Origin of the sequence: Kitasatospora sp. NPDC091335 (assembly GCF_044757205.1) — a bacterium.
Classification (GTDB): domain Bacteria; phylum Actinomycetota; class Actinomycetes; order Streptomycetales; family Streptomycetaceae; genus Kitasatospora.
On record NZ_JBIVUM010000030.1, the window covers coordinates 55,725 to 80,774 of the forward strand.

The 25,050-nt window shown below is 73.9% G+C and carries 18 protein-coding genes; 9 read left to right on the forward strand and 9 right to left on the reverse strand.

Features of this window, described 5'->3' with window-relative positions; all coding sequences use genetic code 11:
• The first annotated feature begins 5 nt into the window (after positions 1 to 5).
• From ACIQOW_RS37875 to ACIQOW_RS37890, 4 genes are all read left to right on the forward strand, one after another.
• Positions 6 to 1,544, forward strand: coding sequence for a hypothetical protein (locus tag ACIQOW_RS37875; RefSeq protein WP_401092375.1), 1,539 nt, complete (start codon positions 6 to 8; stop codon positions 1,542 to 1,544).
• 61 nt (positions 1,545 to 1,605) lie between these two features.
• Positions 1,606 to 2,481 (forward strand): hypothetical protein, encoded by an 876-nt coding sequence (locus ACIQOW_RS37880; RefSeq protein WP_188294818.1) that lies wholly within the window; start codon positions 1,606 to 1,608, stop codon positions 2,479 to 2,481.
• A 116-nt stretch (positions 2,482 to 2,597) separates the two neighbouring features.
• Complete coding sequence (locus ACIQOW_RS37885; RefSeq protein ID WP_401092376.1) at positions 2,598 to 7,181, forward strand: hypothetical protein; 4,584 nt, start codon at positions 2,598 to 2,600, stop codon at positions 7,179 to 7,181.
• A 19-nt stretch (positions 7,182 to 7,200) separates the two neighbouring features.
• A complete protein-coding gene (locus ACIQOW_RS37890) occupies positions 7,201 to 7,968 on the forward strand; it encodes a metallophosphoesterase (protein ID WP_401092377.1) in 768 nt (255 codons plus the stop codon).
• A gap of 15 nt (positions 7,969 to 7,983) precedes the next feature.
• On the opposite strand, the gene ACIQOW_RS37895 is transcribed toward ACIQOW_RS37890, so the two are convergent.
• A complete protein-coding gene (locus tag ACIQOW_RS37895) occupies positions 7,984 to 8,469 on the reverse strand; it encodes a hypothetical protein (protein ID WP_401092378.1) in 486 nt (161 codons plus the stop codon).
• A gap of 256 nt (positions 8,470 to 8,725) precedes the next feature.
• Positions 8,726 to 9,421, reverse strand: a complete 696-nt coding sequence (locus ACIQOW_RS37900) for a FadR/GntR family transcriptional regulator (protein ID WP_401092379.1) — start codon at positions 9,419 to 9,421, stop codon at positions 8,726 to 8,728.
• A gap of 173 nt (positions 9,422 to 9,594) precedes the next feature.
• Here ACIQOW_RS37900 and ACIQOW_RS37905 point away from each other — a divergent pair, with 173 nt between their 5' ends.
• Positions 9,595 to 10,149, forward strand: a complete 555-nt coding sequence (locus tag ACIQOW_RS37905) for a gluconokinase (protein WP_401092380.1) — start codon at positions 9,595 to 9,597, stop codon at positions 10,147 to 10,149.
• Between the two features lie 2 nt (positions 10,150 to 10,151).
• Entirely contained in the window at positions 10,152 to 11,540 is a 1,389-nt protein-coding gene (locus ACIQOW_RS37910; protein ID WP_401092390.1) for a GntP family permease, read from the forward strand.
• Between the two features lie 418 nt (positions 11,541 to 11,958).
• Here ACIQOW_RS37910 and ACIQOW_RS37915 read toward each other — a convergent pair whose 3' ends face one another.
• From ACIQOW_RS37915 to mmuM, 5 genes are all read right to left on the reverse strand, one after another.
• A complete protein-coding gene (locus ACIQOW_RS37915) occupies positions 11,959 to 13,554 on the reverse strand; it encodes an FAD-dependent oxidoreductase (RefSeq protein WP_401092381.1) in 1,596 nt (531 codons plus the stop codon).
• A gap of 174 nt (positions 13,555 to 13,728) precedes the next feature.
• Positions 13,729 to 15,249, reverse strand: coding sequence for a glycerol kinase GlpK (gene glpK, locus ACIQOW_RS37920; RefSeq protein ID WP_188296997.1), 1,521 nt, complete (start codon positions 15,247 to 15,249; stop codon positions 13,729 to 13,731).
• Positions 15,250 to 15,349: 100 nt separating this feature from the next.
• Positions 15,350 to 16,069 carry an MIP/aquaporin family protein gene (locus ACIQOW_RS37925; protein WP_401092382.1) on the reverse strand — a complete coding sequence of 240 codons (720 nt, stop codon included), beginning with the start codon at positions 16,067 to 16,069 and terminating at the stop codon, positions 15,350 to 15,352.
• A 324-nt stretch (positions 16,070 to 16,393) separates the two neighbouring features.
• Positions 16,394 to 17,158 carry an IclR family transcriptional regulator gene (locus ACIQOW_RS37930; RefSeq protein ID WP_188296999.1) on the reverse strand — a complete coding sequence of 255 codons (765 nt, stop codon included), beginning with the start codon at positions 17,156 to 17,158 and terminating at the stop codon, positions 16,394 to 16,396.
• A gap of 274 nt (positions 17,159 to 17,432) precedes the next feature.
• Positions 17,433 to 18,377, reverse strand: coding sequence for a homocysteine S-methyltransferase (mmuM, locus tag ACIQOW_RS37935; RefSeq protein ID WP_401092383.1), 945 nt, complete (start codon positions 18,375 to 18,377; stop codon positions 17,433 to 17,435).
• A 182-nt stretch (positions 18,378 to 18,559) separates the two neighbouring features.
• Between mmuM and ACIQOW_RS37940 the strand changes: the two genes are divergently transcribed.
• From ACIQOW_RS37940 to ACIQOW_RS37950, 3 genes are all read left to right on the forward strand, one after another.
• Complete coding sequence (locus ACIQOW_RS37940) at positions 18,560 to 19,519, forward strand: NUDIX domain-containing protein (RefSeq protein ID WP_401092384.1); 960 nt, start codon at positions 18,560 to 18,562, stop codon at positions 19,517 to 19,519.
• Positions 19,516 to 20,100, forward strand: a complete 585-nt coding sequence (locus ACIQOW_RS37945; protein ID WP_401092385.1) for an NUDIX domain-containing protein — start codon at positions 19,516 to 19,518, stop codon at positions 20,098 to 20,100. Before ACIQOW_RS37940 ends, ACIQOW_RS37945 begins: the two co-directional genes overlap by 4 nt.
• A gap of 72 nt (positions 20,101 to 20,172) precedes the next feature.
• On the forward strand, positions 20,173 to 22,269 hold the full coding sequence (locus ACIQOW_RS37950; protein WP_401092386.1) for an acetoacetate--CoA ligase: 2,097 nt from the start codon (positions 20,173 to 20,175) through the stop codon (positions 22,267 to 22,269).
• A gap of 73 nt (positions 22,270 to 22,342) precedes the next feature.
• Here ACIQOW_RS37950 and ptsP read toward each other — a convergent pair whose 3' ends face one another.
• Positions 22,343 to 24,013, reverse strand: a complete 1,671-nt coding sequence (gene ptsP, locus ACIQOW_RS37955) for a phosphoenolpyruvate--protein phosphotransferase (RefSeq protein ID WP_401092387.1) — start codon at positions 24,011 to 24,013, stop codon at positions 22,343 to 22,345.
• Positions 24,014 to 24,115: 102 nt separating this feature from the next.
• On the reverse strand, positions 24,116 to 24,565 hold the full coding sequence (locus tag ACIQOW_RS37960; protein ID WP_188297005.1) for a PTS glucose transporter subunit IIA: 450 nt from the start codon (positions 24,563 to 24,565) through the stop codon (positions 24,116 to 24,118).
• Between the last annotated feature and the right edge of the window lie 485 nt (positions 24,566 to 25,050).

Below are 25,050 nucleotides of genomic sequence, written 5' to 3' on the forward strand. Positions count from 1 at the left end.
CCTCCGTGACCGCCATCGCAGACCCGCCCACCGAGCCCGGCCTCCGACCGCCCGCCGGCCCGGCGGCCGTGCGCCCCGCGCCCGGCCCCGCCGCCGACGAGGGCCTGGCCCGCCGGCTCAAGGCGCTGGCCTGCACCGCCCCGCTGCACGACCTGGACAACCGCAAGGTCAACCTGGCCGGCGAGTACGGCGGCTACGCGATGGCCGAGGTCGGCCTCGCCGCGATCGACCTGGTCACCCTGCACATGGACTTCGACACCGGGGCCGACCGCGAGATAGTCCTCGCCCGGATGCTGCCCAGGGTCGCCGCCCAGGCCGCCGGCCGCCCCGCCACCGAGCACGAGCGGGTCGCCCGCTGGGTGCTGGAGTCGCTGATCAACGTCGGCAGCGTGGACCGCGGCTTCCGCGCCGTCTACGGCACCTTCGGCGCGGACGGCGAGTACGTCCGCCGCGACTACGACTTCAAGCTGATCGAGGAGGTCCCCGGCCCCGACGGCGGCGTCTACCTGCGCACCACCGACGAGGCGGTCAACGTCCTGGTCGGCGCGCTCGACACCGACGTCACCTCGGCCCAGATCGCCGCCGAGGTCAAGCTGGAGGTGCTGATCCGCCGTGGCCGCCTGGCCGACGCCCAGCTCGCCGCCGAGCAGGCCCGCTACCGCACCGTCCAGTACGCGGAGACGCTGCGCCGTGCCCTCGACGCCACCCGCCGCAACGTCCGGGCGGTCGACTGGATGCGCGCCGTCCCTGACCTCATCGAGGAGGCGCTGGACCACATCGCCGACCGCTACCGGCACGAGAACGCGATTCTCACCAACATCCGCAAGGCCCGCGACGAGGCCGAGGAGCCCGAGCACAAGCGCCGCGCCGCCGAGCTGGTCGACATCGTCAAGGACTGCATCCGCCGCCACACCCGGCTCCAGACCCGCCTGCTGGAGGCCGGCCCGCTGTTCCGCGCCGAACAGGACCGGCAGGCCTTCGCCACCCCCGGCGCCCGCAGCGGCATCGACCTCTACGGGCAGCTGCTCGCCCCCGTGCTGCGGCTGCCGATAGAGCAGGCCGTCCGCCCCACCGGCGCCTTCTTCGCCCACGGCACCGGCCTGCGCACCCCGGTCTCGGTCCGGGTCGCCGACCTCGTCGACCTGCTGCTCACCCCGCCGGTCGAGCGCGAGCACCTCGGGGCCGAGCTGCCCGACCCGGACCTGGTCGCCACCCCCGACGACAGCCGCTTCTCCGAGGCCCAGCTGGAGTCCGCGACGGTCCTGCTCGACCTGCCCCCGGACGCCCCCCGCCGGCTCTCCGGCCTGCTCGCCGACGCCCGCAAGCAGGACCCGGACCTGCCGTACCTGGTCGCCCTGCTCGCCGTGCACGCGGCCAGCCCGCCGGTCGGCACCGCGTACCGCCAGGGCGAGGAGCGGCTGCTGTTCGCCGTGGACGACGGCACCCCGCTGCGCGATTGGGAGTTCGGCGGCGCCGACCTGATCGTCGGCAGCGCCCTGCTCGACGCGGTCGGCATGGCCGCCGACCGCAAGGACGCCGGCTGACCGGCCCGGAACCCGCCTTGACGAACCGTACCCACCGCGCCACCCCTGAGGAGCACCGCCCGTGACGACCCACCACGACACGTCCTGGGCGGCCGAGAGCGAACCCGCGGCCCCCGCGCCGATCACCCCGGCCGACGTCGCGGACGCCGCCCGGCTGGTCTCCTTCGGCCTCCAGGCCAAGCTGCTCCCCGCCCGGGACGCCGAGTACGCCGAGCTGGTGCGCCGCCACCGCGAGGACCCGCCGTTCGCCCGGCTCGCCGACGCCATCGCCACCGGCATGGGCCTGGTCGTCCTGGAGGTCTCCCCGCGGGCCGGCATGGCCGTGGCCGCCGCCGAGGACTCGCTGTTCGCCGTCCGGATGGGCGACTACTCGCGCCGCGCCGCCTCCGAGTCCACCGACCGCTTCCTGCACGGCCTGGCCCACCTGGCCGTCGCCGCGATGGCCTTCCCCCGCCCCGAGGACCTCGCCGACGACGGCTACCTGGGCCGGATCACCGTCAACGGCGTCGACTCCTTCGTCCGCCAGGCCTGCCGCCGCCTGGAGGAGCAGGCCGACGCCGAGGGCGCCAACACCGACCCGGCCTCCGACGCCCCCGGCCTGGAGGCCGCCTGGCGGGTGTGGGCCCGGCGCACCGCCACCGGCGCCACCAAGGACGCCCGCCGGCTCTCCGGCTCCACCATCGGCATCGTCGCCAAGGCCGTGCTGTTCCTGGTCGACTCCGGCTTCCTCCAGAAGGTCTCCGACGACTCCGGCGGCACCTACCGCACCACCGCCCGCTACCAGCTCCAGGTCCGCGACCTGGCCGGCAGCGCGGCCATGGCCGAACTGCTCGACCTCGGCATCGTCCCGGTCTCCGACGGCACCGCCAGCCTGCTGCCGCCGGACACCGGCGACGAACTGGTCGCCGACGCCGGCCTGCCGTTCCACTCGCTCTGAGCCCAGGCGCTCCGGGACCACCCGCCCGGAGCCCACCGCGCCGCCCCCGGCCCACCCGCCCGAACCGGCGCGCCGCCCGTCCCTCACGCCACGCAAGCCACGGAGAACCGCCGCACATGTACGAGCTCAACCGGGTCCGCCTCTACTCGATCGGACCGGCCGGCGCCCGCTACGCCGACACGGTGCTCGACCTGCGCGGCGTCGGCGAGCCGGTCGCCGACCCGGCCCCGCAGCAGATCGGCCTGTTCGGCGAGGACGTCGACGGCCCGGTCCGCCGCCCCGCCCCGGCCGGCGTGCTCTTCCTGGAGAACGGCGGCGGCAAGTCCGTCCTGCTCAAGCTGATCTTCTCGGTCATGCTCCCCGGCCACCGCAACACCCTCGGCGGCGCCAGCTCCGGCGTGCTGCGCAAGTTCCTGCTCGCCGACGACTGCGGCCACGTCGCCCTGGAGTGGCAGCACACCGTCACCGGCGAGCTGATCGTGGTCGGCAAGGTCAGCGAGTGGCGCGGCCGCCAGGTCTCCTCCGACCCGCGCAAGTTCGCCGAGACCTGGTACTCCTTCCGCCCCGGCCCCGGCCTGACCCTCGACTCGCTGCCGGTCGCCGAGCGGGTCAGCCTGTCCGGCGACCAGAAGGCCCGCGGCCGCCGCCGCACCATGAAGGGCTTCCGCGACGCCCTCACCGAGGCCGGCAAGGCCCACCCGTACCTCGACCTGGTCTTCGAGGACGGCCACGACCGCTGGACCGAGCACCTCGGCGAGCTCGGCCTCGACCCCGAACTCTTCCGCTACCAGCGCGAGATGAACGCCGACGAGGGCGAGGCGGCCGGCCTCTTCGCGGTCAAGCACGACAGCGACTTCACCGACCTCCTGCTGCGCGCCGTCACCGACACCAGGGACACCGACGGCCTCGCCGACCTCGTCCACGGCTTCGCCGCCAAGCTCGGCCGCCGCGCCGAACTCACCGCCGAACGCGACTTCACCGCGGGCTCGCTGGACCTGCTGGAGCGCATCGCCGAGGCCACCACCGCCCGCGAGACCGTCCGCGAGGCCCACCGCACCGCCGAGCGCCGCACCCGCCGCCTCGCCCACGCGCTCGCCTCCCGCGCCGCCGCCGAACGCGACCGCGCCCAGGACCTCGCCATCGAGGTCGCCGCCGCCGCGAGCGCCGTCACCGCGGCCGAGGCCGACCGCACCAGGCACAGCCTGATCACCGACGAACTCACCCACCGGCACGCCACGCTGAGCCTCACCGCGGCCACCGCCGAGGCCGCCGCGCTGCGCCGCGAACTCATCGACGCCCGCACCCTGCACTCCGCCTGGCAGGCCGCCGAGGCGGTGCTGCGCCAGCGCGCCGCCGCCGACCGGGTCGCCCGGGTCGCCGCCGCCATCCGCGAGGCCGAGCTGGACGCCGCTCCCGCGCTCGCCGCCCGGGCCCGTGCCGCGACCGCCCTGGCCCGGGCCCTGGAGTCCGCCGCCGCGGCCGCCGAGTCCCGCGCCGACACCGAGGAGGAGCGCGCGGGCGAACTCCAGGAGGACGGCGGCAAGGCGCAGTCCGACGCCACCGAGGCCGCCACCGCCGCCCAGAAGGCCCGCAGCGAGGCCGACCACCTGCGCCAGCGCCTCGCCGAGGTCGAGCAGGAGACCGAGGCAGCCGTCGCGGCCGGCTTCATCGACACCGACGGCGACGTCGACCCGGCCCGCGCCGCACTGCACGCCGCCGACGTCGAGAAGGCCGCCGCCGCCGCGCTCGCCCAGGCCCGTACCTCCGCCGAGTCCGCCGCCGCCCGGCTGCGCGAGGCCGCCGCCGCCACCGGCCGCGCCGAACTCGCCGCCGAGCGGGCCGGCGACGCCCGCAAGGACGCCGCCAGGGCGCTCGCCGCCGAGCACCGCACCGCCGCGCTGCTCGCCACCGAGCAGCGCCTCGCCGACCTGCTCTCCCTGACGCCCGCATCCACGGACTGGAGCGAGGACGGGTCCGGCGCCGAGGAGGACGCCGGCTTCCTCACCCCCGCCGTGCTCGACCGCAACGCCGAGTACCTGCGCGAACTCCTCGACGAGTCCATCGCCACCGCCGAGCGCACCCTGTTCGACCTGCGCACGGCCGCCGCCGACGACTCCCGCATCCTCGCCGCACTCGGCGACGGCGGCCTGCTGCCGCCCGGCCCCGACGTGCTCGCCACCGTCGAGTACCTCGCCGAGCACGGCATCCCCGCCCTGCCCGGCTGGCGCTACCTCGCCCAGTCCGTCGACCCGGCCGACCACGACGTGATCCTCGCCGCCCGCCCGGAACTGGTCGACGGCGTGGTCGTCACCGACCCGACCTCGCTGGAGCGCGCCCGCGAGGCCCTGCAGGCCGCCGCCCTGCTGCCGCGCTCCACCGTGGCCGTCGGCGCCGCCGCCTCGCTGATCGCCCCGATCACCGACGAGCCGGCCTTCTTCCTCGTACCGCCGAACCCGGCCATGCACGACGAGTCCGCCGCCGAGGGCGAGCGCCGCGAGCTGCGCGCCCGGGCGAGCGCCCGCGAGGAACACATCCGCGAACTGGCCGGCCGCCTCGGCGCCGACCGCGCCCTCGCCGCCCGCCTCGCCTCCTGGCACGCCAGCTGCCCGCCCGGCACCCTCGCCGAACTCGCCACCGCCGCCGAGGCCGCCCGCGAGCACGCCGAGCAGGCCGCCGCCGCCCTGGCCACCCTGCGGGCCGACCACGACGAGGCCGAGGCCGACCACGCCGCCGCCGCCTCCGCCCACGAGGAGCACCGCGAGGCCGCCCAGCGCGCCCGCCGCCGCGCCGACGCCCTCTCCGGCCTCGCCTTCCGGCTGCGCGAGCGCGGCAACTGGGCCCGCCGCCAGCGCGAACTCGCCGAGGACGCCGCCGAGTGCGACCGCCGCCAGGCGCTGTGCGCCGAACGCGCCCGCACCTGCGACGAGGACCGCCGCGCCGCCCAGCGCGCCGCCGACGACGCCCGCCGTACGGTCCGCGCGCTGCGCGCCGAACGCGCCGAGATCCCCGCCGCCGAGCAGTCCGATGAGCCCGCCGAGACCGCCCCAGCCGCGCTGCCCGCCCTGCGCGAGGCCTACCGCGCCGCCTCCCAGCTGTACGAGAAGGTCGGTGTCGGCGCCGACCTGCGCGCCGAACAGGCCCGCGCCGAGGGCGACGAGGCCGCCGCCACCACCGAACTCGACCGCCTCACCAACAAGGTGCGCACCCGCGCCGAGGAACTCCTCGGCAGCCCCGACGGCGCCGACGGCCCGGCCCGCCAGGCCGCCGCCGCCCGCGCCGAGGAACTGGTCGCCACCATCGAGGCCCGCTCCGCCACCGCCAGCGAGCAGCTCGGCCGCCTGCGCGGCGAGGCCGAACGCTCCGCCCCCGCCGACGGCGAGGCGCACACCGAACTGCCCGAGGACCTCGTCCCCACCGACCCGGAGCACGCCCAGGCCCTGCTGCGCACCGCCACCAGCCGCCTCGCCGAGCGCCGCGAGGCCCTGGACGCCGCCCGCACCGCCCACGCCGACCTCCAGCGCACCTTCGACACCGCCCAGTCCGCCGCCGCCGACTTCGACGAGCTGGCCGGCCAGCTGCGCGACGGCCTGCGCGACCACCAGGAGGACCAGGACGACCCGGTCGAGCCCTACCTGGGCTCGCTCGCCGAGGCCCGCACCGGCGCCACCGAGGCGCGCCGCGCCCTGCGCACCGCCGCCGGCGAGCTGTCCTCCTCCGAACTCGCCGTCCGCGACGCCTCCGACGCCCTGGTCCGGCACGCCAACGCCGCCCGCTACGAGGCCGTCCGCACCCCCGCCCGTCAGCAGATCCGCGAACTGCCGGCTTCCGCGCTGCCCGAGCACGCCGCCGCCTGGGCCGTCGCCTTCGCGCCCCGGCTGCGGGTGCTCACCGACGAACTCGCCCAGCTGGAGAAGAACCGCGGCTCGATCGTGGACCGGCTGCGCGGCCTGGTCGAGTCCTCGCTCACCACCCTGCGGGCCGCCCAGCGGCTGTCCCGGCTGCCCGAGGGCCTGGGGGAGTGGTCAGGCCAGGAGTTCCTCCGGATCCGCTTCGAGGACCCGGACCACGCCACCCTGGTCGAGCGCCTCGGCGAGGTCATCGACGAGGCCACCCGTGCCGCCGTCAAGAAGAACAGCGACCTGCGCCGCGACGGCATGTCCCTGCTGCTGCGCGGGGTCGCCGCCGCGATCGGCCCCAAGGGCGTCAGCGTCGAGATCCTCAAGCCCGACGCGGTGCTGCGCGCCGAGCGGGTCGGCGTCGGCCAGATGTCCGACGTCTTCTCCGGCGGCCAGCTGCTCACCGCCGCGATCGCGCTGTACTGCACGATGGCCGCGCTGCGCGCCAACGACCGCGGCCAGTCCCAGCTCCGGCACGCCGGCACGCTGTTCCTGGACAACCCGATCGGCCGCGCCAACGCCACCTACCTGCTGGAGCTCCAGCGGGCCGTGGCCGACGCGCTCGGCGTCCAACTGATCTACACCACCGGCCTGTTCGACACCACCGCGCTCGCCGAGTTCCCGCTGGTGATCCGGCTGCGCAACGACGCCGACCTGCGGGCCGGCCTCAAGTACATCTCGGTCGAGGAGCACCTGCGCCCCGGCCTGCCCGCGGCGCCGGACCCGGACGGCCCGGCCGTCCACGGCGAGATCACCGCCACCCGGATGTTCAAGCGCCCCGCGGAGGTTCCCGCCCAGCGGTGAAGTCACTAGCGTGGTCGGCATGCTGACGATCGCGCACCTCAGTGACATCCACCTCGGTCAGGTCCACCGCCGGGACGACGGCAAGCGCGCCCGGCGGCGGGCCGAGCAGGTGATGGCGTACCTCGACGCCCTGCCGGGCCCGCTGGACGCGGTGCTGGTCACCGGCGACCTCGCCGACCACGGCCTGCCCGAGGAGTACCGGCAGGTCGCCGAGGTGCTGGTCTCCCGGCACCCGGTGCTCGTCTGCCCCGGCAACCACGACCGCCGCTCGCCCTACCGGGAGGTGCTGCTCGGCGAGGCGCCGGGGGAGGCGCCGGTCAACCGGCTGCACCGACTGCCCGGCGCCGACGTGCTGATGCTCGACTCCTCCGTGCCCGGGCGGGACGACGGCCTGCTGGACGACGCCACGCTCGACTGGCTGGACGCCGAACTCGGCTCGGGGAGCGTCGAGTTGCCCGCTCTGGTGGCCTTCCACCACCCGCCGGTGGAACTGTACCTGCCGTACGTCGACCCGATCCGCCAGTTCGGCGAGGCGCGGCTGGCGCGGGTACTGCGCCGGCATCCCCGGGTGGCCGCCCTGTTCTGCGGTCACTCGCACACCCCCGCGGCGACCACCTTCGCCGGGCTGCCGCTGCTGATCGCGCCCGGTGTGGTCTCCACCGTGATGCTGCCCTGCGAGGGCGGGCGCGGCATCGCCTTCGACCACCCGCCGATGCTCGCCTTCCACGTCCTGGACGGGGACCGCCGGCTCACCACCCACTACCGGGCGCTGCCGGTCCTGGACTGACCGATTCGACCGGCCCTACGGTTGGTTGGTCCGCACCCGGGGCTGGCGCGGCGGCGGGTACGGCGGCTGCTGCCGGCCGGGCCCGTACGGCTGCTGCTGCTGCCCCGTCCCGTACGGCTGCTGGTACGGCTGTTGGTACGGCTGCGTCGACTCGTACGGCTGCCGGTACACCGAGGACGGGCCGGGCCGGGGGAGCGGACGTGCGGCCGGCGGCCCGGGCGGCACCCGGCTGCCCGCCATCGGGTGCGCGGAGCCCGGCGCCCGCACCCGCTGGGCGGCGACCTGGCGGGAGATCAGGATCTCCAGCAGGCACCACATGGTCCCGAACACCCCGAGCCCCATCGCGAGCAGAGCGGGCGTCAGCAGCCAACTGCCCGCGTACGAGGCCAGTGTCGCCACCACGACGCCCACCAGGGTGAAGGCCAGGCAGAGCACCGCCCGGACTGCGGCGGCGCGAACCTCGTCGGGCAGGCGACGGCGGCGGCGGCGTGGCACGGACATCGAGCGACCCCCAGGCGCGTGGCGCGCGTTTCGGTGAAGAACACGGGCCGGGCGCACACGAAACGCGCCCGCTTGCCTCACTCTGCCCCGCCGAACCAGGACTATGCGTCCGAAACCGTCGAACTGCCGCCAAATCGTGTCATCCGGGAAGCCCTGGAGGCCGAGAAGCCCCAGAAGCTCCGGACCTCCGGGTGGCCCCGGAGGTCCGGACGGTCGCGACGGCCCCGGCAGCCGTGACGGCCTCGGCACCCACGGCTCAGCCCAGTTGGAGGTTGAGCTCATCCAGCGCGCCGCTCACGATCGTCCGCATCGCCCGCTCGGCGTGGGCGGCGTCCTCGGCGCAGATCGCCTCCGCGACCTCGCGGTGCAACCGGATCGCGTACGGCTCGGGCTGATGGGGCATCAGATGGTACTCGGTCCGGCCGGTGAGCACCGCCGCGACGGTGGTCCCGAGGTGGGCGAACATCTCGTTGCCGGAGGCGCGCAGCACCAGGGAGTGGAAGGCGATGTCGTGCCGGAGGAAGGTGGTGAGGTCGGCGGCCCGCGCGGTGACCGTCAGATCCACGGCCAGCGAGCTGAGTTCGCGCCGGTCGTCGTCGCTCGCGTGGGTGGCGGCGAGCGCCGCGGCGGCCGGTTCGACGGCCACCCGCAACGAGCCGAGCGAACGCAGCTGGGCGGACCGGTCCGCGCCGGCCAGGCGCCAGCGGATCACCGTCGGGTCGAAGACGTCCCAGAGCGACTTCGGCTGCACGGTGATCCCGACCCGTCGCCGGGACGCGACCATCCGCATCCCCTCCAGGACCCGGACCGCCTCCCTGACCACCGTCCGGGACACCCCGAAGCGCTCCTCCAGCTCCTCCCCGCGCAGCACCGCCCCCTCGGGGATCTCCCCCGACGCGATCGCCGGCCCGAGCTCGTCAAGCAGCCGCCCGGGCAGCCCCTGGATCTCCATCCGCCCAGCGTAGACGCCCGCCCCGCGAGCGCTCACGTCACCCTGCGCCCCGCACCTGGCCTCCCTGCGACCCAGACCACACCTCAAAAGTATGACGATTTGGTTTCCACCACTTGAATACGTCATATCTTTGAGGCGATAGTGGCGGCCAGGCAACGAAGGAGCACCACCCCATGGCTCTCAGCGTCGAGAACCACGACCTCCCGCAGGCCCCCCTCACCGTGGTGGTGATGGGCGTCTCGGGTGTCGGCAAGACCACCCTGGCCCGCCTGCTGGCGGACCGCCTCGCACTCCCCTTCGCCGAGGCGGACGAGTTCCACCCGGCGGCCAACATCGCCAAGATGTCCGCCGGCACCCCGCTGGACGACCAGGACCGCGCCCCCTGGCTGGGCGCCATCGGCGCCTGGCTCAAGGAGCGGACCGAGGCCGGCACCGGCGGCGTGGTCACCTGCTCGGCGCTGAAGCACCGCTATCGCGAAACCCTGCGCGCGGCCTGCCCGGGCGCCTTCTTCCTGCACCTCAGCGGTGGCCACGAGCTGGTCGAGGACCGGCTCAGCCACCGCACCGGCCACTTCATGCCGTCGTCGCTGCTCGACTCGCAGTACGCCGCCCTGGAACCCCTGGAGGCGGACGAGCGCGGCGCCGTCCTGGACGTGGGCCCGTCCCCCGAAGAACTCGTCGAGATGGCCGTGGCGCTGCTGCGGCCCGTCAATGGAGACCTCGCGTGAGCATTGCCCCCACTCTGCTGGCGGCCGCCCCACCGGCCCTGCCGCACACCGGCAGCGACTCCCAGCTGCTGATCGCGGTGCTGCTCAGCATCGGTGTGATCGTCCTGCTGATCACCAAGCTGAAGCTGCACCCGTTCCTCGCCCTCACACTCGGCTCCGGTCTGCTGGCCGCCGTCGCGGGCGCGCCGTTCGACAAGCTGCTCAGCAGCTTCTCCACCGGCTTCGGTTCCACCGTCGCCGGCGTCGGCCTGCTGATCGGCCTCGGCGCGATGCTCGGCAAGCTGCTGGCGGACTCCGGCGGCGCCAACATCATCGCGGACACCGTGCTCTCCCGGACCGGCAACAAGGGGCTGCCCTGGGCGATGGCGCTGATCGCGGCCGTGCTCGGCCTGCCGCTGTTCTTCGAGGTCGGCGTCGTCCTGCTGATCCCGATCGTGCTGCTGGTCGCCCGCCGCGGCAACGTCCCGCTGATGCGGATCGGCATCCCGGCACTGGCCGGCCTGTCGGTGCTGCACGGCCTGGTGCCCCCGCACCCGGGCCCGCTGGTCGCCGTCGACGCGCTGAAGGCCGACCTCGGCATCACCCTGGCGCTCGGTCTGCTGATCGCCGTCCCGACCCTCATCATCGCCGGTCCGCTGTTCGCGCGGCTGGCCGAGCGCTGGGTCGGTCCGCTGGAGATCCCGGCGGCCACCGCCCCCGAGGAGTCGGCCAAGCACGACCGCACCCCGTCGTTCGGCGCGGTGCTGGCCACCATCCTGCTGCCGGTCGTGCTGATGCTCGGCAAGGCGCTGGCCGACGTGGTGATCGACAACCCGAAGGCGATGGGCCAGCGGGTGTTCGACTTCATCGGCTCCCCGCTGATCGCACTGCTCGCCGCGACCCTGCTCGGCATGGCGACCCTCGGCAGGGCGGCCGGCTTCGACAAGGCCCGGATCTCCGACACCGTCGGCAAGTCGCTCGGCCCGATCGCCGGCATCGTGTTCATCGTCGGCGCGGGCGGTGGCTTCAAGCAGACGCTGATCGACGTCGGCGTCGGCAACGCGGTCAGCGAGTGGTCCGCCAAGTGGCACATCTCGGCGCTGCTGCTCGGCTGGCTGATCGCCGTGCTGATCCGCCTGGCCACCGGCTCGGCGACGGTCGCCACGATCACCGCGGCCGGCATCGTCGGCCCGCTGGCCACGGACATGTCCTCGACCCACGCGGCCCTGCTGGTGCTCGCGATCGGCGCCGGATCGCTGTTCCTCTCGCACGTCAACGACGCCGGCTTCTGGCTGGTGAAGGAGTACTTCGGGATGAGCGTCGGGCAGACGCTGAAGTCCTGGTCGGTGATGGAGACGGTGATCTCGGTGGTCGCCATCGTCCTGATCCTGCCGCTCAGCCTGATCATCTAGCCGACGAAGCACCCACGCCGAGGGGCGGCACCCGTGACCGTACGGGTGCCGCCCCTCGGCGTTCCCCTCGGCGTTCCCCGAACCCGTACGGGCCCGACGGGCAGGCCGGGTCGGCGGCTCGTCCCGTGCGGGTCGGGACCCACGGCCGGGGCCCGCCCGCGGGGCGCCGCCCCGGGCAGATGGCCGAGACCGAGGTCGGACCGGTCCGACAACCGGGCAGGGCCGCCCCAGAACGCGAACGGAGGGCGGGCGCCCGGGGGGAGACCCCGGGCGCCCGCCCTCCGTTCGCGGTCCGACCTGCTACTCGCGCTTCGCGAGGCTGTGCCTACTTGGTTCCGCGCTTCGCGAGGCTGCGCTTACTTGGTTCCGCGCTTCGCGAGGCTGCGCTTACTTGGTTCCGCGCTTCGCGAGGCTGCGCTTACTTGGTTCCGCGCTTCGCGAGGAAGGCCTCGACCTCGGCCTCGATCTCCGGCGTGGCCAGCCCGCGCACGGTCATCGTGGTGCGGCGGCGCAGCACGTCGTCCGCGGTGTACGCCCACTCGTTGTCCGCCGCGTACGCGACCTGTGCCCAGACGTCCGGGCCGTCCTCGTGGATCGGCCGGCCGAGCTCCGGGTTCTCGTCGATCATGCGGGCGATCTCGAAGGACAGGGTGCCGTAGTGGCTGGCCAGGTGCTTGGCCACCAGCGGCTCCATCCGCGAGCCCGGCTCGCGGTCGATCAGCAGGCGGTGCGCCACCGCGTTCGGCGCGCCGACGCCGGGCAGCGGGACGGTCGGGGCGATCGGGGACATGTCCTCGCCGAGGCTGGTGCCGGGCACGTGGGCCAGCTTCTCCAGCACGGCGCGGCCGATGTGCCGGTAGGTGGTCCACTTGCCGCCGGAGACCGACAGCATGCCGCCGCGGCCCTCGGTGACGACCGTCTCGCGCTTGGCGGCGGCGGTGTCGCCCGGGCCGCCCGGCAGCACCCGCAGGCCGGCGAAGGAGTAGGTGACCAGGTCGCGGTCGAGGTGCTCGTCGCGGATCGCGTGCGCGGCCTCGCCCATGATCTGGTCGATGTCGGCCTCGGTGGCCCGGACGTCCTTCGGGTCGCCGGTGTACTCCTCGTCGGTGGTGCCGAGCAGGACGTGGTCCTCCCACGGGATGGCGAAGGAGACGCGGTACTTGTCGATCGGGATGGTCAGCGCGGCGCGCCACGGCGAGCGGCGCTTGACGACCACGTGCGCGCCCTTGGAGAGGCGGATCGACGGCGCGGCGCCGGCGTCCTCCATCGTGCGCAGGTGGTCCACCCACGGGCCGGTGGCGTTCAGCACCAGGCGGGCGTCGATGCCGAACTCGCTGCCGTCGAGGCGGTCGCGCAGGTCGGCACCGGTGACCCGGCCGCCGGTGAAGCGCAGGCCGGTGACCTCGGCGTGGTTGAGCACCACGGCGCCGGCGTCGACCGCGGCGCGCACGGTCATCACGGCGACGCGCGAGTCGTTCATCTGGTGGTCGCCGTAGACGGCAACCGAGCGCAGGCCCTCGGTGCGCAGCGCGGGCACCTGCTGGGCGGCGTGCGCGGCGGTGGAGACCCGGCCCATGCCGTCACGGAAGGCGGACAGCGCCGAGTACAGGAAGACGCCGGCGCCGAGCTTGGCCGCGCCGTGCGGGCCGCCCTTGTAGACCGGCACGAAGAAGGTCAGCGGGTTGACCAGGTGCGGGGCGACGTCGGTGGAGAGCGCGCGGCGCTCCTTGTGGTTCTCGGCGACCAGCTTGACCGCACCGGTCTGCAGGTAGCGCAGACCGCCGTGGACGAGCTTGGAGGAGGCGCTGGAGGTGGCGCCGGCGAAGTCGCCGGCGTCGACCATGGCGACCTTCAGGCCGGCCTGGGACGCGGTCCAGGCGACGGCCGTGCCGAGGATGCCGCCCCCGATCACCAGCAGGTCGTAGGTGGCCTTGCCGAGCAGTTCGCGGGTCTCGGCGCGGGAGGCGGTGTGGCCGGCGGTGCGCTCGGCACCCAGGGTCGGGATGGTTGCCATGGTGGTTGTGTACGGCGCGCGGGTCGGGCGGCGCCGTTACTCCTCTCGTGTGCGGTGCGGCCCCTGCGGGAGCGGCCGGTCGGCCCGGTGCGGCGGGCCGGTGGAACTCGGTGACACCCGCTGCCGGAACAGCGGGCGGCCGGCCGGGGCACGGGGCCCCGACCGGCTTGTCGGTCAGTTGTTCTCTTCCTCCTCCACCCAGCCCATGGTGCGCTCCACGGCCTTGAGCCACTTCTTGTACTCACGCTCCCGGGTGGCCTCGTCCATGCGCGGGGTCCACTCGGCGGCGCGGTGCCAGTTGGCCCGCAGGGTGTCGAGGTCGGTCCAGAAGCCGACGGCGAGTCCGGCCGCGTAGGCGGCGCCGAGGGCGGTGGTCTCGGCCACGTACGGGCGCTCGACCGGGGCGTCCAGGACGTCGGCGATGTTCTGCATGAGCAGGTTGTTGCTGGTCATGCCGCCGTCGACCTTGAGGGCGGTGAGCTCGACCCCGGAGTCCTTCTGCATGGCGTCGACGACCTCGCGGGTCTGCCAGGCGGTGGCCTCCAGGACGGCCCGGGCCAGGTGGCCCTTGGTGACGTACCGGGTCAGACCGGCGATCACACCGCGGGCGTCGGAGCGCCAGTACGGGGCGAACAGGCCGGAGAAGGCCGGGACGAAGTAGGCGCCGCCGTTGTCCTCGACGGTGTTGGCGAGGGTCTCGATCTCGGCGGCCGTCGAGATGATTCCGAGCTGGTCCCGCAGCCACTGGACGAGCGAGCCGGTGACGGCGATCGAGCCCTCCAGCGCGTACACCGGGGCCTGGTCGCCGATCCGGTAGCCGACGGTGGTCAGCAGGCCGTGGTACGAGTTGACGATCTTCTCGCCGGTGTTCAGCAGCAGGAAGGTGCCGGTGCCGTAGGTGGACTTGGCCTCGCCCTCGTCGAAGCAGGTCTGGCCGAACAGCGCGGCCTGCTGGTCGCCGAGCGCGGAGGCGACCGGGACGCCGGCCAGGTCGCCGACGGCCTCGCCGTACACCTCGGCGGAGGAGCGGATCTCCGGCAGGACGGACATCGGCACGCCCATCGACTCGGCGATCTTGTCGTCCCACTGGAGGGTGTGCAGGTTCATCAGCATGGTGCGGCTGGCGTTGGTGACGTCCGTGACGTGCTTGCCGCCGTCGACACCGCCGGTGAGGTTCCAGATCACCCAGGTGTCCATGGTGCCGAAGAGGATGTCGCCGGCCTCGGCGCGCTCGCGCAGGCCCTCGACGTTGTCCAGCAGCCAGCGGATCTTCGGGCCGGCGAAGTAGCTGGCCAGCGGGAGGCCGGTCTCGCGGCGGAAGCGGTCCTGGCCGACGTTGCGGCCCAGCTCGCGGCAGAGTCCCTCGGTGCGGGTGTCCTGCCAGACCAGCGCGTTGTGCACCGGCTCGCCGGTGTTCCGGTCCCACAGGACGGTGGTCTCGCGCTGGTTGGTGATGCCGATCGCGCGGATGTCGTCCTTGGTGAGGCCGGCCTTCTCCAGCGCGCCGCGGACGACCGACTGCACCCGGGTCCAGATCTCGGCGGCGTCGTGCTCGACGTAGCCGGGCTGGGGGAAGATCTGCCGGTGCTCCTGCTGGTCGACGGCGACGATCCGGCCGTCGGCGCCGAAGATGATGCAGCGGCTGGAGGTGGTGCCCTGGTCGATCGCGGCGATGTAGTTACCGGTGGAGGTCATGGGGAGGGTCCTCGGCTCGGGTTCGGGGGTTACGGGGTGGGTGGGCCTGACGCGCGTTGCTCGGTCAGTCCCCGTGTGCGGCGGGGTTCGAACCCGGCCTTTAGAAGACGGCGTTGTAGACGCCGCCGGCCGCGAGGCCGCCCAGGATCGGGCCGACGACCGGGATCCAGGCGTACGACCAGTCGGAGCCGCCCTTGTTGGGGATCGGCAGCAGGGTGTGCGCGATGCGCGGGCCGAGGTCGCGGGCCGGGTTGATCGCGTAGCCGGTCGGGCCGCCCAGCGAGAGGCCGATGCCGACGACGGTGAAGGCGACCATCAGGGTGCCGGTGCCGGACTGGGAGAGGCCGGAGTTGGTTCCTATGGTGAGGATCGCGAAGCAGAGCACGAAGGTGCCGATGATCTCGGTGATCACGTTCTGGATCGGGTTCCGGATCTCGGGGCCGGTCGAGAAGATGCCGAGGGTGGGCTCCTCGTTCGCGTTGAACTGGCCCAGGTAGGTGGCCCAGACGAGCACGGCGCCGATGATCGCACCCAGCATCTGCGAGCCCAGGTAGAGCGGCACCTGGCCCCATTCGCCGCTCTTGACCGCGAGCGCGACGGTGACGGCCGGGTTCAGGTGGGCGCCGGACTTCGGAGCCGACATGTAGGCGGCGATGAGGACCGCGAATCCCCAGCCGAAGGTGATCGCGAGCCAGCCGGCGTTGACGGCCTTCGACTTCTTGAGGGTCACGGCGGCGCAGACGCCACCGCCGAGAAGTACCAGGGCGGCGGTGCCGAGGGTTTCGCCGACGAAGACGTCGCCGTTGGAGAACGCGGACACAAAGACTCCCTTGTCCATATGGCCCGGAGGGTGGGTGGGGGCAGGCGACCGGTCGATCGTTGTGCGGGTGAGCGCACTGTGGGAGTGATCTCTCCGGCCATCGTTCGACAATGTCGACCGTCATGCGGAAGCTTCCTCCCCAGGTCGCCCCCGCGTCAAGGCAGGGTTACGCAGCTGTGACCCTCGCCTAGACCGGTCCGAAGACGTTACCGAGCGGAGCCTCGCGAAATGGGACAAAACGCCAGAGGCGCGGACAGGCCTCCCGCCCGTCCGCGCCTCAGCGTGACGAATCGACGGCCCGCCGGGGGCCGTCCGTGCTTGTGCTCAGAACCGCCCGGCGCCCAGGTCGCGGGAGATCGCCCGCGCCGCGCTGCGCACCGAGGCCACCAGCGAGGGCTTCACGAAGCCGTCCTCGCAGACCCGCTCGACCGCCCCGCTGATGCACACCGCGCCGACCGGATTGCGCCGCCGGTCCTGGATCAGCGCGCCGATCGAGGCCACGCCCTCCCAGGTCTCCTCGATCGAGTCCGCCCACCCGCGCTCGCGGATCAGCGCGCACTCCGCGTCCACGTCGGCCGCGTCGGTCAGCGTCCGTACGGTGTACGACTCGTACGGTCCGGCACCCAACTCCCCGCGGGCGACCGGGTCGTAGGCCACCAGCACCTTGCCCAGCGCGGTGCTGTGCAGCGGCTGCATCGAGCCCACCTCCAGCACCTGCCGGGTGTCGTCGGGCCGGAACACGTGGTGCACGATCAGCACGCCCTGCTGGTGCAGCACCCCCAGGTAGACCGTCTCCCCGGCCGCCCTGGCCAGGTCGTCCGCCCACACCAGCGCCCGCGCCCGCAGCTCGTGCACGTCCAGGTAGCTCTGCCCCAGTCGCAGCAGCTCGGCGCCCAGCTGGTACTTGCCGCTCTCCGGGTCCTGCTCGACGAACCCCTCCTGCTGGAGGGTGCGCAGGATGCCGTGCGCGGTGCCCTTGGCGAGGTCCAGCGCCGTCGCGACCTCGGACAGGCCCAGCCGGCGCTCGCCGCCGGCCAGCAGGCGCATGATCGCGGCGGCCCGGGAAAGCGACTGGATCGGGCCGGGCATGAGTACCTCCGCGCTGGCAGTCGGTCGACAATGTCGACCACAGTGGTGACGGGACGAGTCTGCCAGGCCGCCGTGACTCCGTGCACCTTCCCCCTCGGTAACCCGCGCTGAGCCCTTTGTTAACCTGCGGGCCCGTTGACCCGCAGGCCCGTCGGCCTGCGGCTCCGCTTCCGGTGCTCCGAGGGCGGCCTCACGGACCGGACCGTCCCGCGCCGGTCCGTACCCAGTCGGCCCGTACCGCGTCCGTGCCGTTCGGGCCACTGTTCAGACCGCGTCAGCCCGCCGCCCCCGCCCGCTGCGCCCGCAGGACCGCCACCTCCGCCGCCAGCGCCGCGATCCCGTCCGTCCCGACCCGGCAGCAGCCGCCCACCAGCCGCGCCCCGTCCGCGAGCCAGCCGCCCACCCGGGCCGAGCGGAAGGTCGGCCCGCCGCGCCAGCCGCGCCGCTCCGCGTCCCAGCTCTCCCCGCTGTTCGGGTAGACCACCACCGGCTTCCCGGTCACCTCGGCGGCCACCGCCACCGCCCGGTCCGCGTCCCTCGGCGTACAGCAGTTGACGCCCACCGCGACGACCTCGTCCACGTCGGCGGCCGGCGCGAAGGCCTCCGCCAGCGGCTGCCCGGCCCTGGTCCGGTCACCCTCGACGCTGTACGACAGCCAGGCCGGCACCCCCAGCCCGCGCACCAGCTCCAGCAGCACCCGCGCCTCGTCCGCGTCCGGCACCGTCTCCAGCGCCAGCACGTCGGGACGGGCCGCCGCCAGCACCTCCAGCCGCGGCCGGTGGAAGTCCGCCAGCTCCGCGGCGCTCAGCCCGTACCGGCCCCGGTACTCCGAACCGTCCGCGAGCACCGCCCCGTACGGGCCCACCGAGGCCGCCACCCAGCGCCGCCGCCCGCCCGGCTCCGCCCGTGCCGCCTCCCTGGCCAGCTCCACACCGCTCGCCAGCAGCCGGGCGGCCTGTGCCCGGCCGACCCCGCGCCGGGCGAAGCCCCCGAAGCTCGCCTGGTAGCTCGCCGTTATCGCGACGTCCGCGCCCGCCGCGAAGTACGCCCGGTGCGCCGCCACGACCGCCTGCGGGTCGTCCGCCAGCAGCCGCGCCGACCACAGCGCGTCCGACAGGTCGTGCCCGGCCGCCGCCAACTGGTTCGACATCCCTCCGTCGAGCACCAGCGGACCGGCGGCCAGCGCCGCGGCGAAGTCCGGCGGGGGAGCAGTGGGCATCTCGGTCTCCTCGGGCAGAGTTCCTGGTCACAGCCTAGAAGGCGGGAGCCCGGGCCGAGCGGGAAAATCATTTGCCGCCGGGGAAAGCAGTCGCTACGTTGTGCTCAGTCCGAGAAGGACAACACCGGCAGGACAGGCCCTGCGGCACGGAGAACACGGCGAGCACGGAGAGGAGCCCGGTGATGGCAGCGGCCGACCGACCGCCCCCCACCGGGCCGGAGGCCGAGCGCGAGTGGCTCGCCGCGTACGACCCGCGCGCCTACGCACCGGTCGCCGTCACCGTGGACGTGGTCGCCCTGACCCTGCGCCACGGCAGCCTGCACGTCCTGCTCGTCGAGCGCGGCGCCCCGCCCCACCAGGGCTGCCGGGCGCTGCCCGGCGGCTTCCTGCGGGCCGGCGAGGAAGGCCTGGACGAGGCCGCCGCCCGCGAACTCGCCGAGGAGACGGGCCTGCGGAGCACCTCCGAGGCAGAGGCCGGGCTCAGCCGCCTCCACCTCGAACAGCTCGGCACCTACGGAGCCCCCGAGCGGGACCCGCGGATGCACGTCGTCTCCGTCGCCTACCTCGCCTTCGCACCGGACCTCCCCGACCCCCGGGCCGGAACGGACGCCGCGGCCGCAGCCTGGCACCCCGTCCGCGACCTGGACCTCCGGCCCTGCGGCCGGTCCCGAGCCGCCGGTGCGCCCGCCGACACCCACGGGGGTGGTGTCGACGGGCGCACCGGCCCCGGTCCGCTCAGGCTTGCCTTCGATCACGCCCGCATCCTCGCCGACGGCCTCGACCGGGTGCGCGCCAAACTCGAGTACAGCCCGCTGGCCACCGCCTTCCTGCCGGGCGACTTCACCATCCCCGACCTCCGCGCCGTCTACGAGGCGGTCTGGGACGAGAAGCTCCACCCCGGCAACTTCCACCGCAAGGTGCTGTCCGTGCCCGGCTTCGTCGAGAGCACCGGCACCACCACCGAACGCGGCGGCGCCCGTGGCGGCCCCCGTGCCCGCACCTACCGCGCCGGCGACGCCTGTCAGCTCCATCCCGCGCTGCTGCGCCCCACCCGGGACGGCACGGCCGACGACGCCGGAGCCCCTGACCCTCCGCAGCCCGCACCAGGGCCGTCGACCCGCCGGGCTACCATCCGGCCATGACCACAGACGAAGCGACGACCACCGGCGACGCCACGACCGTCGACGAACCGAGCCGGATCGCCCACCGGCCGTTCTCCCACTGCCACTTCTGCGGTACGCCCTACCCGCCCGGCACACGCGCCTGGCCCCGCACCTGCCCCGGCTGCACCGAGATCAGCTACCGCAACCCGCTGCCCGTCGCGGTCACCGTCCTGCCCGTCACCCGCCCCGACGCCGACCCCGCCCTGGTCGTCATCCGCCGCACCATCGAGCCTGGCTACGGCGAACTCGCCTTCCCCGGCGGCTACATGGACTACGGCGAGAGCTGGCAGCAGGCCTGTGTGCGGGAACTGCACGAGGAGACCGGCATCATCGCCGACCCGGCCGAGATCACCCTGATCCACACCGCCTCCGACCCCGGCGGCCGCTTCGTCATGCTCTGCGGAATGCTCCCGGCCCGCCCGCTCGCCGAGCTGCCGCCCTCGCGCCCCACCGACGAGACCGACGGCTGGCTGCTCGCCACCGCCGACACCCCGCTCGTCTGGGACTTCCACCGCAGCGTCCTGAGCCGCTGGTTCGGCGGCGACTTCACCTCCCACTGACCTCCCGCCGGCCCCTCGCCGACCTCCCGTCCGTCCACCGGCCGACCCTGGCGCGGCGCGCGATCACATGGCATGGTCTGCACCGACAGCCCAACCGGACGGGTCTGCCACGAGCCTCCCGTCCTCACCACCGGCCGGGAGACCACCACCGTGAGCACCCCACCGCAGGACCAGCCGCTCTGGCGCCCGAACCCCGCTCGCGCCGCCGCCACCACCCTGGTGGCCTTCCAGGCCTGGGCCGCCGAACACCACGGCGCCCCGGCCGCCCCGCTCGCCCCGGCCGACGACGACCAGCAGGCCGCCCAGCGCTACGCGGACCTGCACGCCTGGTCCACCGAGGACCTCGACCGGTTCTGGACCGCGATCACCGAGTGGTTCGACGTCCGCTTCACCCAGGCCCCCGAAGCCGTCCTCGCGGACCAGGCCATGCCGGGCGCCCGCTGGTTCCCCGGCGCCCGCCTCAACTACGCCGAGCACGCCCTGCGCGCCGCCGAGGACCGGGCCAACGCCGACCGTCCCGCGATCCTCCACCTCGACGAGACCACCGAGCAGCCGGTCGTCCTCACCTGGGCCGAACTCCGCCGCCAGGTCGGCTCGCTGGCCGCCGCCCTGCGCGCCCGCGGCATCGGCCCCGGCGACCGGGTCAGCGCCTACCTGCCCAACATCCCGCAGGCCGCCGTGGCCCTGCTCGCCACCGCCGCCGTCGGCGCGATCTGGACCAGCTGCGCCCCCGACTTCGGCGCCCGCAGCGTCCTCGACCGCCTCCAGCAGCTGGAGCCCGCCGTCCTCTTCGCCATCGACGGCTACCACTACGGCGGCAAGGACCACGACCGCACCGACGTCGTCGCCGAGCTCCGCCGCGAGCTGCCCGGCCTGCACACCGTCGTCCACGTCCCGCTGCTCGGCGCCCCCGCCCCCGAGGGCGCCCTCAGCTGGGACGACCTCGTCGCCGGCGACGAGGAACCGGTCTTCGAGCCCGTGCCCTTCGACCACCCGCTCTGGGTCCTCTACTCCTCCGGCACCACCGGCCTGCCCAAGGCCATCGTCCAGAGCCAGGGCGGCATCCTGCTCGAACACCTGAAGCAGGCCGGCCTCCACCTCGACCTCGGCCCCCGGGACCGCTTCCTCTGGTACACCTCCACCGGCTGGATGATGTGGAACTTCCTGCTGGCCGGCCTCCTCGTCGGGTCCACGATCGTCACCTACGACGGCAGCCCGGGCCACCCCGACACCGGCGCCCTCTGGTCGGTCGCCGCCCGCACCGGCGCCACCGTCCTCGGCACCTCCGCCGCCTACGTGATCGCCGGCCGCAAGGCCGAGCTCCACCCCGGCCGCGACCTCGACCTCTCCGCCGTCCGCTGCATCGGCACCACCGGCTCCCCGCTCCCGCCCGACGGCTTCCGCTGGATCTACGACGAGGTCAAGCAGGACGTCTGGCTCGCCTCCGTCAGCGGCGGGACCGACGTCTGCTCCTGCTTCGTCGGCGGCGTCCCCACCCTGCCCGTGTACGTCGGCGAGATCCAGGCCCCCTGCCTCGGCGCCGCCGTCGAGTCCTGGGACGTCCAGGGCCACCCGCACACCGACACCGTCGGCGAACTCGTCGTCACCAAGCCCATCCCCTCCATGCCCACCGGCTTCTGGAACGACCCCGAGGGCACCCGGTACCACGACAGCTACTTCGACGTGTACCCCGGCATCTGGCGCCACGGCGACTGGATCACCGTGACCTCCCGGGGCACCGTCGTCATCCACGGCCGCTCCGACTCCACGCTCAACCGCCAGGGCGTCCGGATGGGCTCCTCGGACATCTACGAGGTGGTCGAGCGCCTCCCCGAGATCGCGGAGTCCCTGGTCATCGGCCTGGAGGAGCCCGACGGCGGCTACTGGATGCCGCTGTTCGTGGTCCTCGCCCCCGGAGCGGAACTCGACGAGGACGTGATCGGCCGCATCCGCACCTCGCTGCGCACCGAACTCTCCCCGCGCCACGTCCCCGACGAGGTCATCGCCGTCCGCGGCCTCCCGCACACCCTCACCGGCAAGCGGATCGAGGTCCCGGTCAAGCGCATCCTCTCCGGCACCCCGCTTGAGCAGGCCGTCAACCCCGGCTCCGTCGACCGCATCGAGCACCTGCGCTTCTTCGAGCAGCTCCGCCTCGACCGCCAGGCCTGACCGGTCCCGGCGCATGCGAAAGGGGCGTCCCCACCGTCACGGTGGGGACGCCCCTTTCACATGCGTGGAGGTCCTACTCGCCGGAGAGCACCTGCTGCGCCGCGGCGCGCGCCTCCTCGGCGCTGTCCGCGGCCCGGGCCGCCTCGGCCGCCCGGCGGCACTGCGCCAGCGTGTACTTGGCGAGCGCGGTCCGCACGTAGGGGATCGAGGCGGAACCCATCGACAGGCTGGTGACGCCCAGACCGGTCAGCACCACGGCCAGCAGCGGGTCGGAGGCCGCCTCGCCGCAGACGCCGCAGCTCTTGCCGGTCGCCCGCGCGGCGTCGGCCGACGCGGCGATCAGGTCCAGCAGGGCCGGCTGCCACGGGTCCTGGAGGCGGGCCAGCGCACCGACCTGACGGTCGGCCGCGAAGGCGTACTGCGCGAGGTCGTTGGTCCCCAGGGACAGGAACTCGACCTCCTGGAGGATCGACCTGGCACGCAGCGCGGCCGAGGGGATCTCCACCATCGCGCCGAACTTGGCGTCCAGCCCGGCCTCCCGGCACGCGGCCGCGAAGTCCCTGGCGTCCTTGCGGTCGGCCACCATCGGGGCCATCACCTCAAGGTGCACCGGCAGGCCCTCGGCCGCCGTGGCCAGCGCCTGGAGCTGGGTCCGCAGCACCTCGGGGTGCTCGAGGAGGGTGCGCAGACCGCGCACGCCCAGCGCCGGGTTCGGCTCGTCGGCCGGGGTCAGGAAGTCCAGCGGCTTGTCCGCTCCCGCGTCCAGCACCCGGACCACGACCCGGCCCTCCGGGAAGGCCTCCAGCACCTTGCGGTACGCCTCGACCTGCTTCTCCACGCTGGGAGCCTTCGCCGAGTCGTCCAGGAACAGGAACTCGGTGCGGAACAGGCCGACGCCCTCGGCGCCGTTCTCCAGCGCGGCCGGCACGTCGGCCGGGCCGCCCACGTTGGCCAGCAGCGGCACCCGGTGCCCGTCCGAGGTCTGCCCCGGGCCGGAGGAGGCGGCCAGCGCGGCCTTGCGCGCGGCGGCGGCGGCCCGCAGCTCGTCCTGCTTCTCCTGGGACGGCTCCAGCAGCACGTCGCCCGAGCTGCCGTCCACCGCGACGACGGTGCCCTCGGCGACCTCGATCGCACCGGGCAGCGCGACGACGGCCGGCACACCAAGCGCCCGCGCCAGGATGGCGCTGTGGCTGGTCGGCCCGCCCTCCTCGGTCACGAAGCCGAGCACCAGCGTCGGGTCCAGCAGCGCGGTGTCGGCCGGCGCCAGGTCCCGCGCGAACAGCACGTACGGCTCGTCGCTGTCCGGCACACCCGGCATCGGCACGCCGAGCAGCCGGGCCACGATCCGGTTGCGCACGTCGTCCAGGTCGGCGACCCGGCCGGCCAGGTACTCCCCGGCGGAGGCGAGCAGCGCCCGGTAGGCCGCGAACGCGTCGTAGACGCCGCGCTCGGCACTGCTGCCGACGGCGATCCGGCGGGAGACGTCGGCCATCAGCTCCGGGTCCTGCGCCATCAGCGCCTGGGCCTCCAGCACGGCCTGCGCCTCGCCGCCGGCCAGGTTGCCGCGCGCGATGAGGTCGGCGGCGACCGCCTCGACGGCGGCCTGGGCGCGGGCCTGCTCGCGGGGGGCGTCCTCGGTCGGGATCTGGGTGGCCGGGGGCTCCAGCACCGCCGTCCCCATGTGCCGCACCTGGCCGATCGCGACCCCGTGGCTGACACCCACGCCGCGCAGTGTCTTCTCCATGTACCTGTCTCCGCTGAGAGGAGCGGCCCCGCCGGGAACCGCTGAGTGCCGGGCCGCCCCGTCACTTCCTGCGGGGCGGGTGTGTGTCGGTGGTCGGGAGGGTCAGCTCCAGCTGAACAGCTGCTCGCCGGCCTTGGCCTCGCCGTTCTCCCGCAGGTCGACGAGCGAGCCGGCGGCCGCCTCCAGCGCCACGATCGGCGAGATCGGCGACTTGCCCGCGGCCTCGACGGCGGCCGGGTCCCACTTGATGACGGCCTGACCGCGGGTCACCGTGTCGCCCTTGTTGACGAGCAGCTCGAAGCCCTCGCCGTTGAGCTGAACGGTGTCGATCCCGAGGTGGGTCAGCACACCGTGGCCCTCGGCGTCCACGACGACGAACGCGTGCGGGTGCATGGAGACGACCACGCCGTCCACCGGGGCGACCGCCGTGGTCTGCTCGCGGACCGGGTCGATCGCGGTGCCGGGGCCGACCATCGCACCGGAGAACACCGGGTCGGGCACGCCCGCGAGCCCCACGATCTTGCCGGTCAGCGGCGACGTCACAGTGGTCATGGTTGTGCCTCCCAAGTGCGCAGTACAGCTAGCGGCCGCGAGGAGCGGCACGACGATCAACTGAAGCCTAAATCATGTCAACTGCGGACATCTGTTGACATTCCCGGGCGAAGACCCGCCCTCGCCTACCTGTCGGCCGGCGGCCCACCAGCCCGCGAGTGGTCTAGTCCTCTCGGCCGGTGCGCCGCACTCTACAGGCATCTTGGCGAATCGAGGCCATTGCTGTATATGCTCGCGAGAGCAACAAATCATGCCGCCGTCCGGAGGACTCCGGGTGCGCCCGATTCGCGCTGCGGCAGGCGACCCGCTATGGTTGGTCGAGTCGCCGCAACGTGGCGGTTAACACCAGATTTCGGATGCTAAAAGCCCCGGTAAACGGAGCGGAAAGCGTCTGATAAGCTTGAAACACGAAAGAACGAAGCCCGGAGGGTCTGCTGGAAGGCAGTCCGAAGGAAGCGTCCGTTCCTTGAGAACTCAACAGCGTG

Excerpts from the sequence above, each read along its gene's own strand:
- ACIQOW_RS37885 (WP_401092376.1), top strand. The coding sequence starts at position 2,598 with ATGTACGAGCTCAACCGGGTCCGCCTCTACTCGATCGGACCGGCCGGC.
- ACIQOW_RS37890 (WP_401092377.1), top strand. The coding sequence starts at position 7,201 with ATGCTGACGATCGCGCACCTCAGTGACATCCACCTCGGTCAGGTCCAC.
- ACIQOW_RS37895 (WP_401092378.1), bottom strand. The coding sequence starts at position 8,469 with ATGTCCGTGCCACGCCGCCGCCGCCGTCGCCTGCCCGACGAGGTTCGC.
- ACIQOW_RS37900 (WP_401092379.1), bottom strand. The coding sequence starts at position 9,421 with ATGGAGATCCAGGGGCTGCCCGGGCGGCTGCTTGACGAGCTCGGGCCG.
- ACIQOW_RS37905 (WP_401092380.1), top strand. The coding sequence starts at position 9,595 with ATGGCTCTCAGCGTCGAGAACCACGACCTCCCGCAGGCCCCCCTCACC.
- ACIQOW_RS37915 (WP_401092381.1), bottom strand. The coding sequence starts at position 13,554 with ATGGCAACCATCCCGACCCTGGGTGCCGAGCGCACCGCCGGCCACACC.
- glpK (WP_188296997.1), bottom strand. The coding sequence starts at position 15,249 with ATGACCTCCACCGGTAACTACATCGCCGCGATCGACCAGGGCACCACC.
- ACIQOW_RS37930 (WP_188296999.1), bottom strand. The coding sequence starts at position 17,158 with ATGCCCGGCCCGATCCAGTCGCTTTCCCGGGCCGCCGCGATCATGCGC.
- mmuM (WP_401092383.1), bottom strand. The coding sequence starts at position 18,377 with ATGCCCACTGCTCCCCCGCCGGACTTCGCCGCGGCGCTGGCCGCCGGT.
- ACIQOW_RS37940 (WP_401092384.1), top strand. The coding sequence starts at position 18,560 with ATGGCAGCGGCCGACCGACCGCCCCCCACCGGGCCGGAGGCCGAGCGC.
- ACIQOW_RS37945 (WP_401092385.1), top strand. The coding sequence starts at position 19,516 with ATGACCACAGACGAAGCGACGACCACCGGCGACGCCACGACCGTCGAC.
- ACIQOW_RS37950 (WP_401092386.1), top strand. The coding sequence starts at position 20,173 with ATGGTCTGCACCGACAGCCCAACCGGACGGGTCTGCCACGAGCCTCCC.
- ptsP (WP_401092387.1), bottom strand. The coding sequence starts at position 24,013 with ATGGAGAAGACACTGCGCGGCGTGGGTGTCAGCCACGGGGTCGCGATC.
- ACIQOW_RS37960 (WP_188297005.1), bottom strand. The coding sequence starts at position 24,565 with ATGACCACTGTGACGTCGCCGCTGACCGGCAAGATCGTGGGGCTCGCG.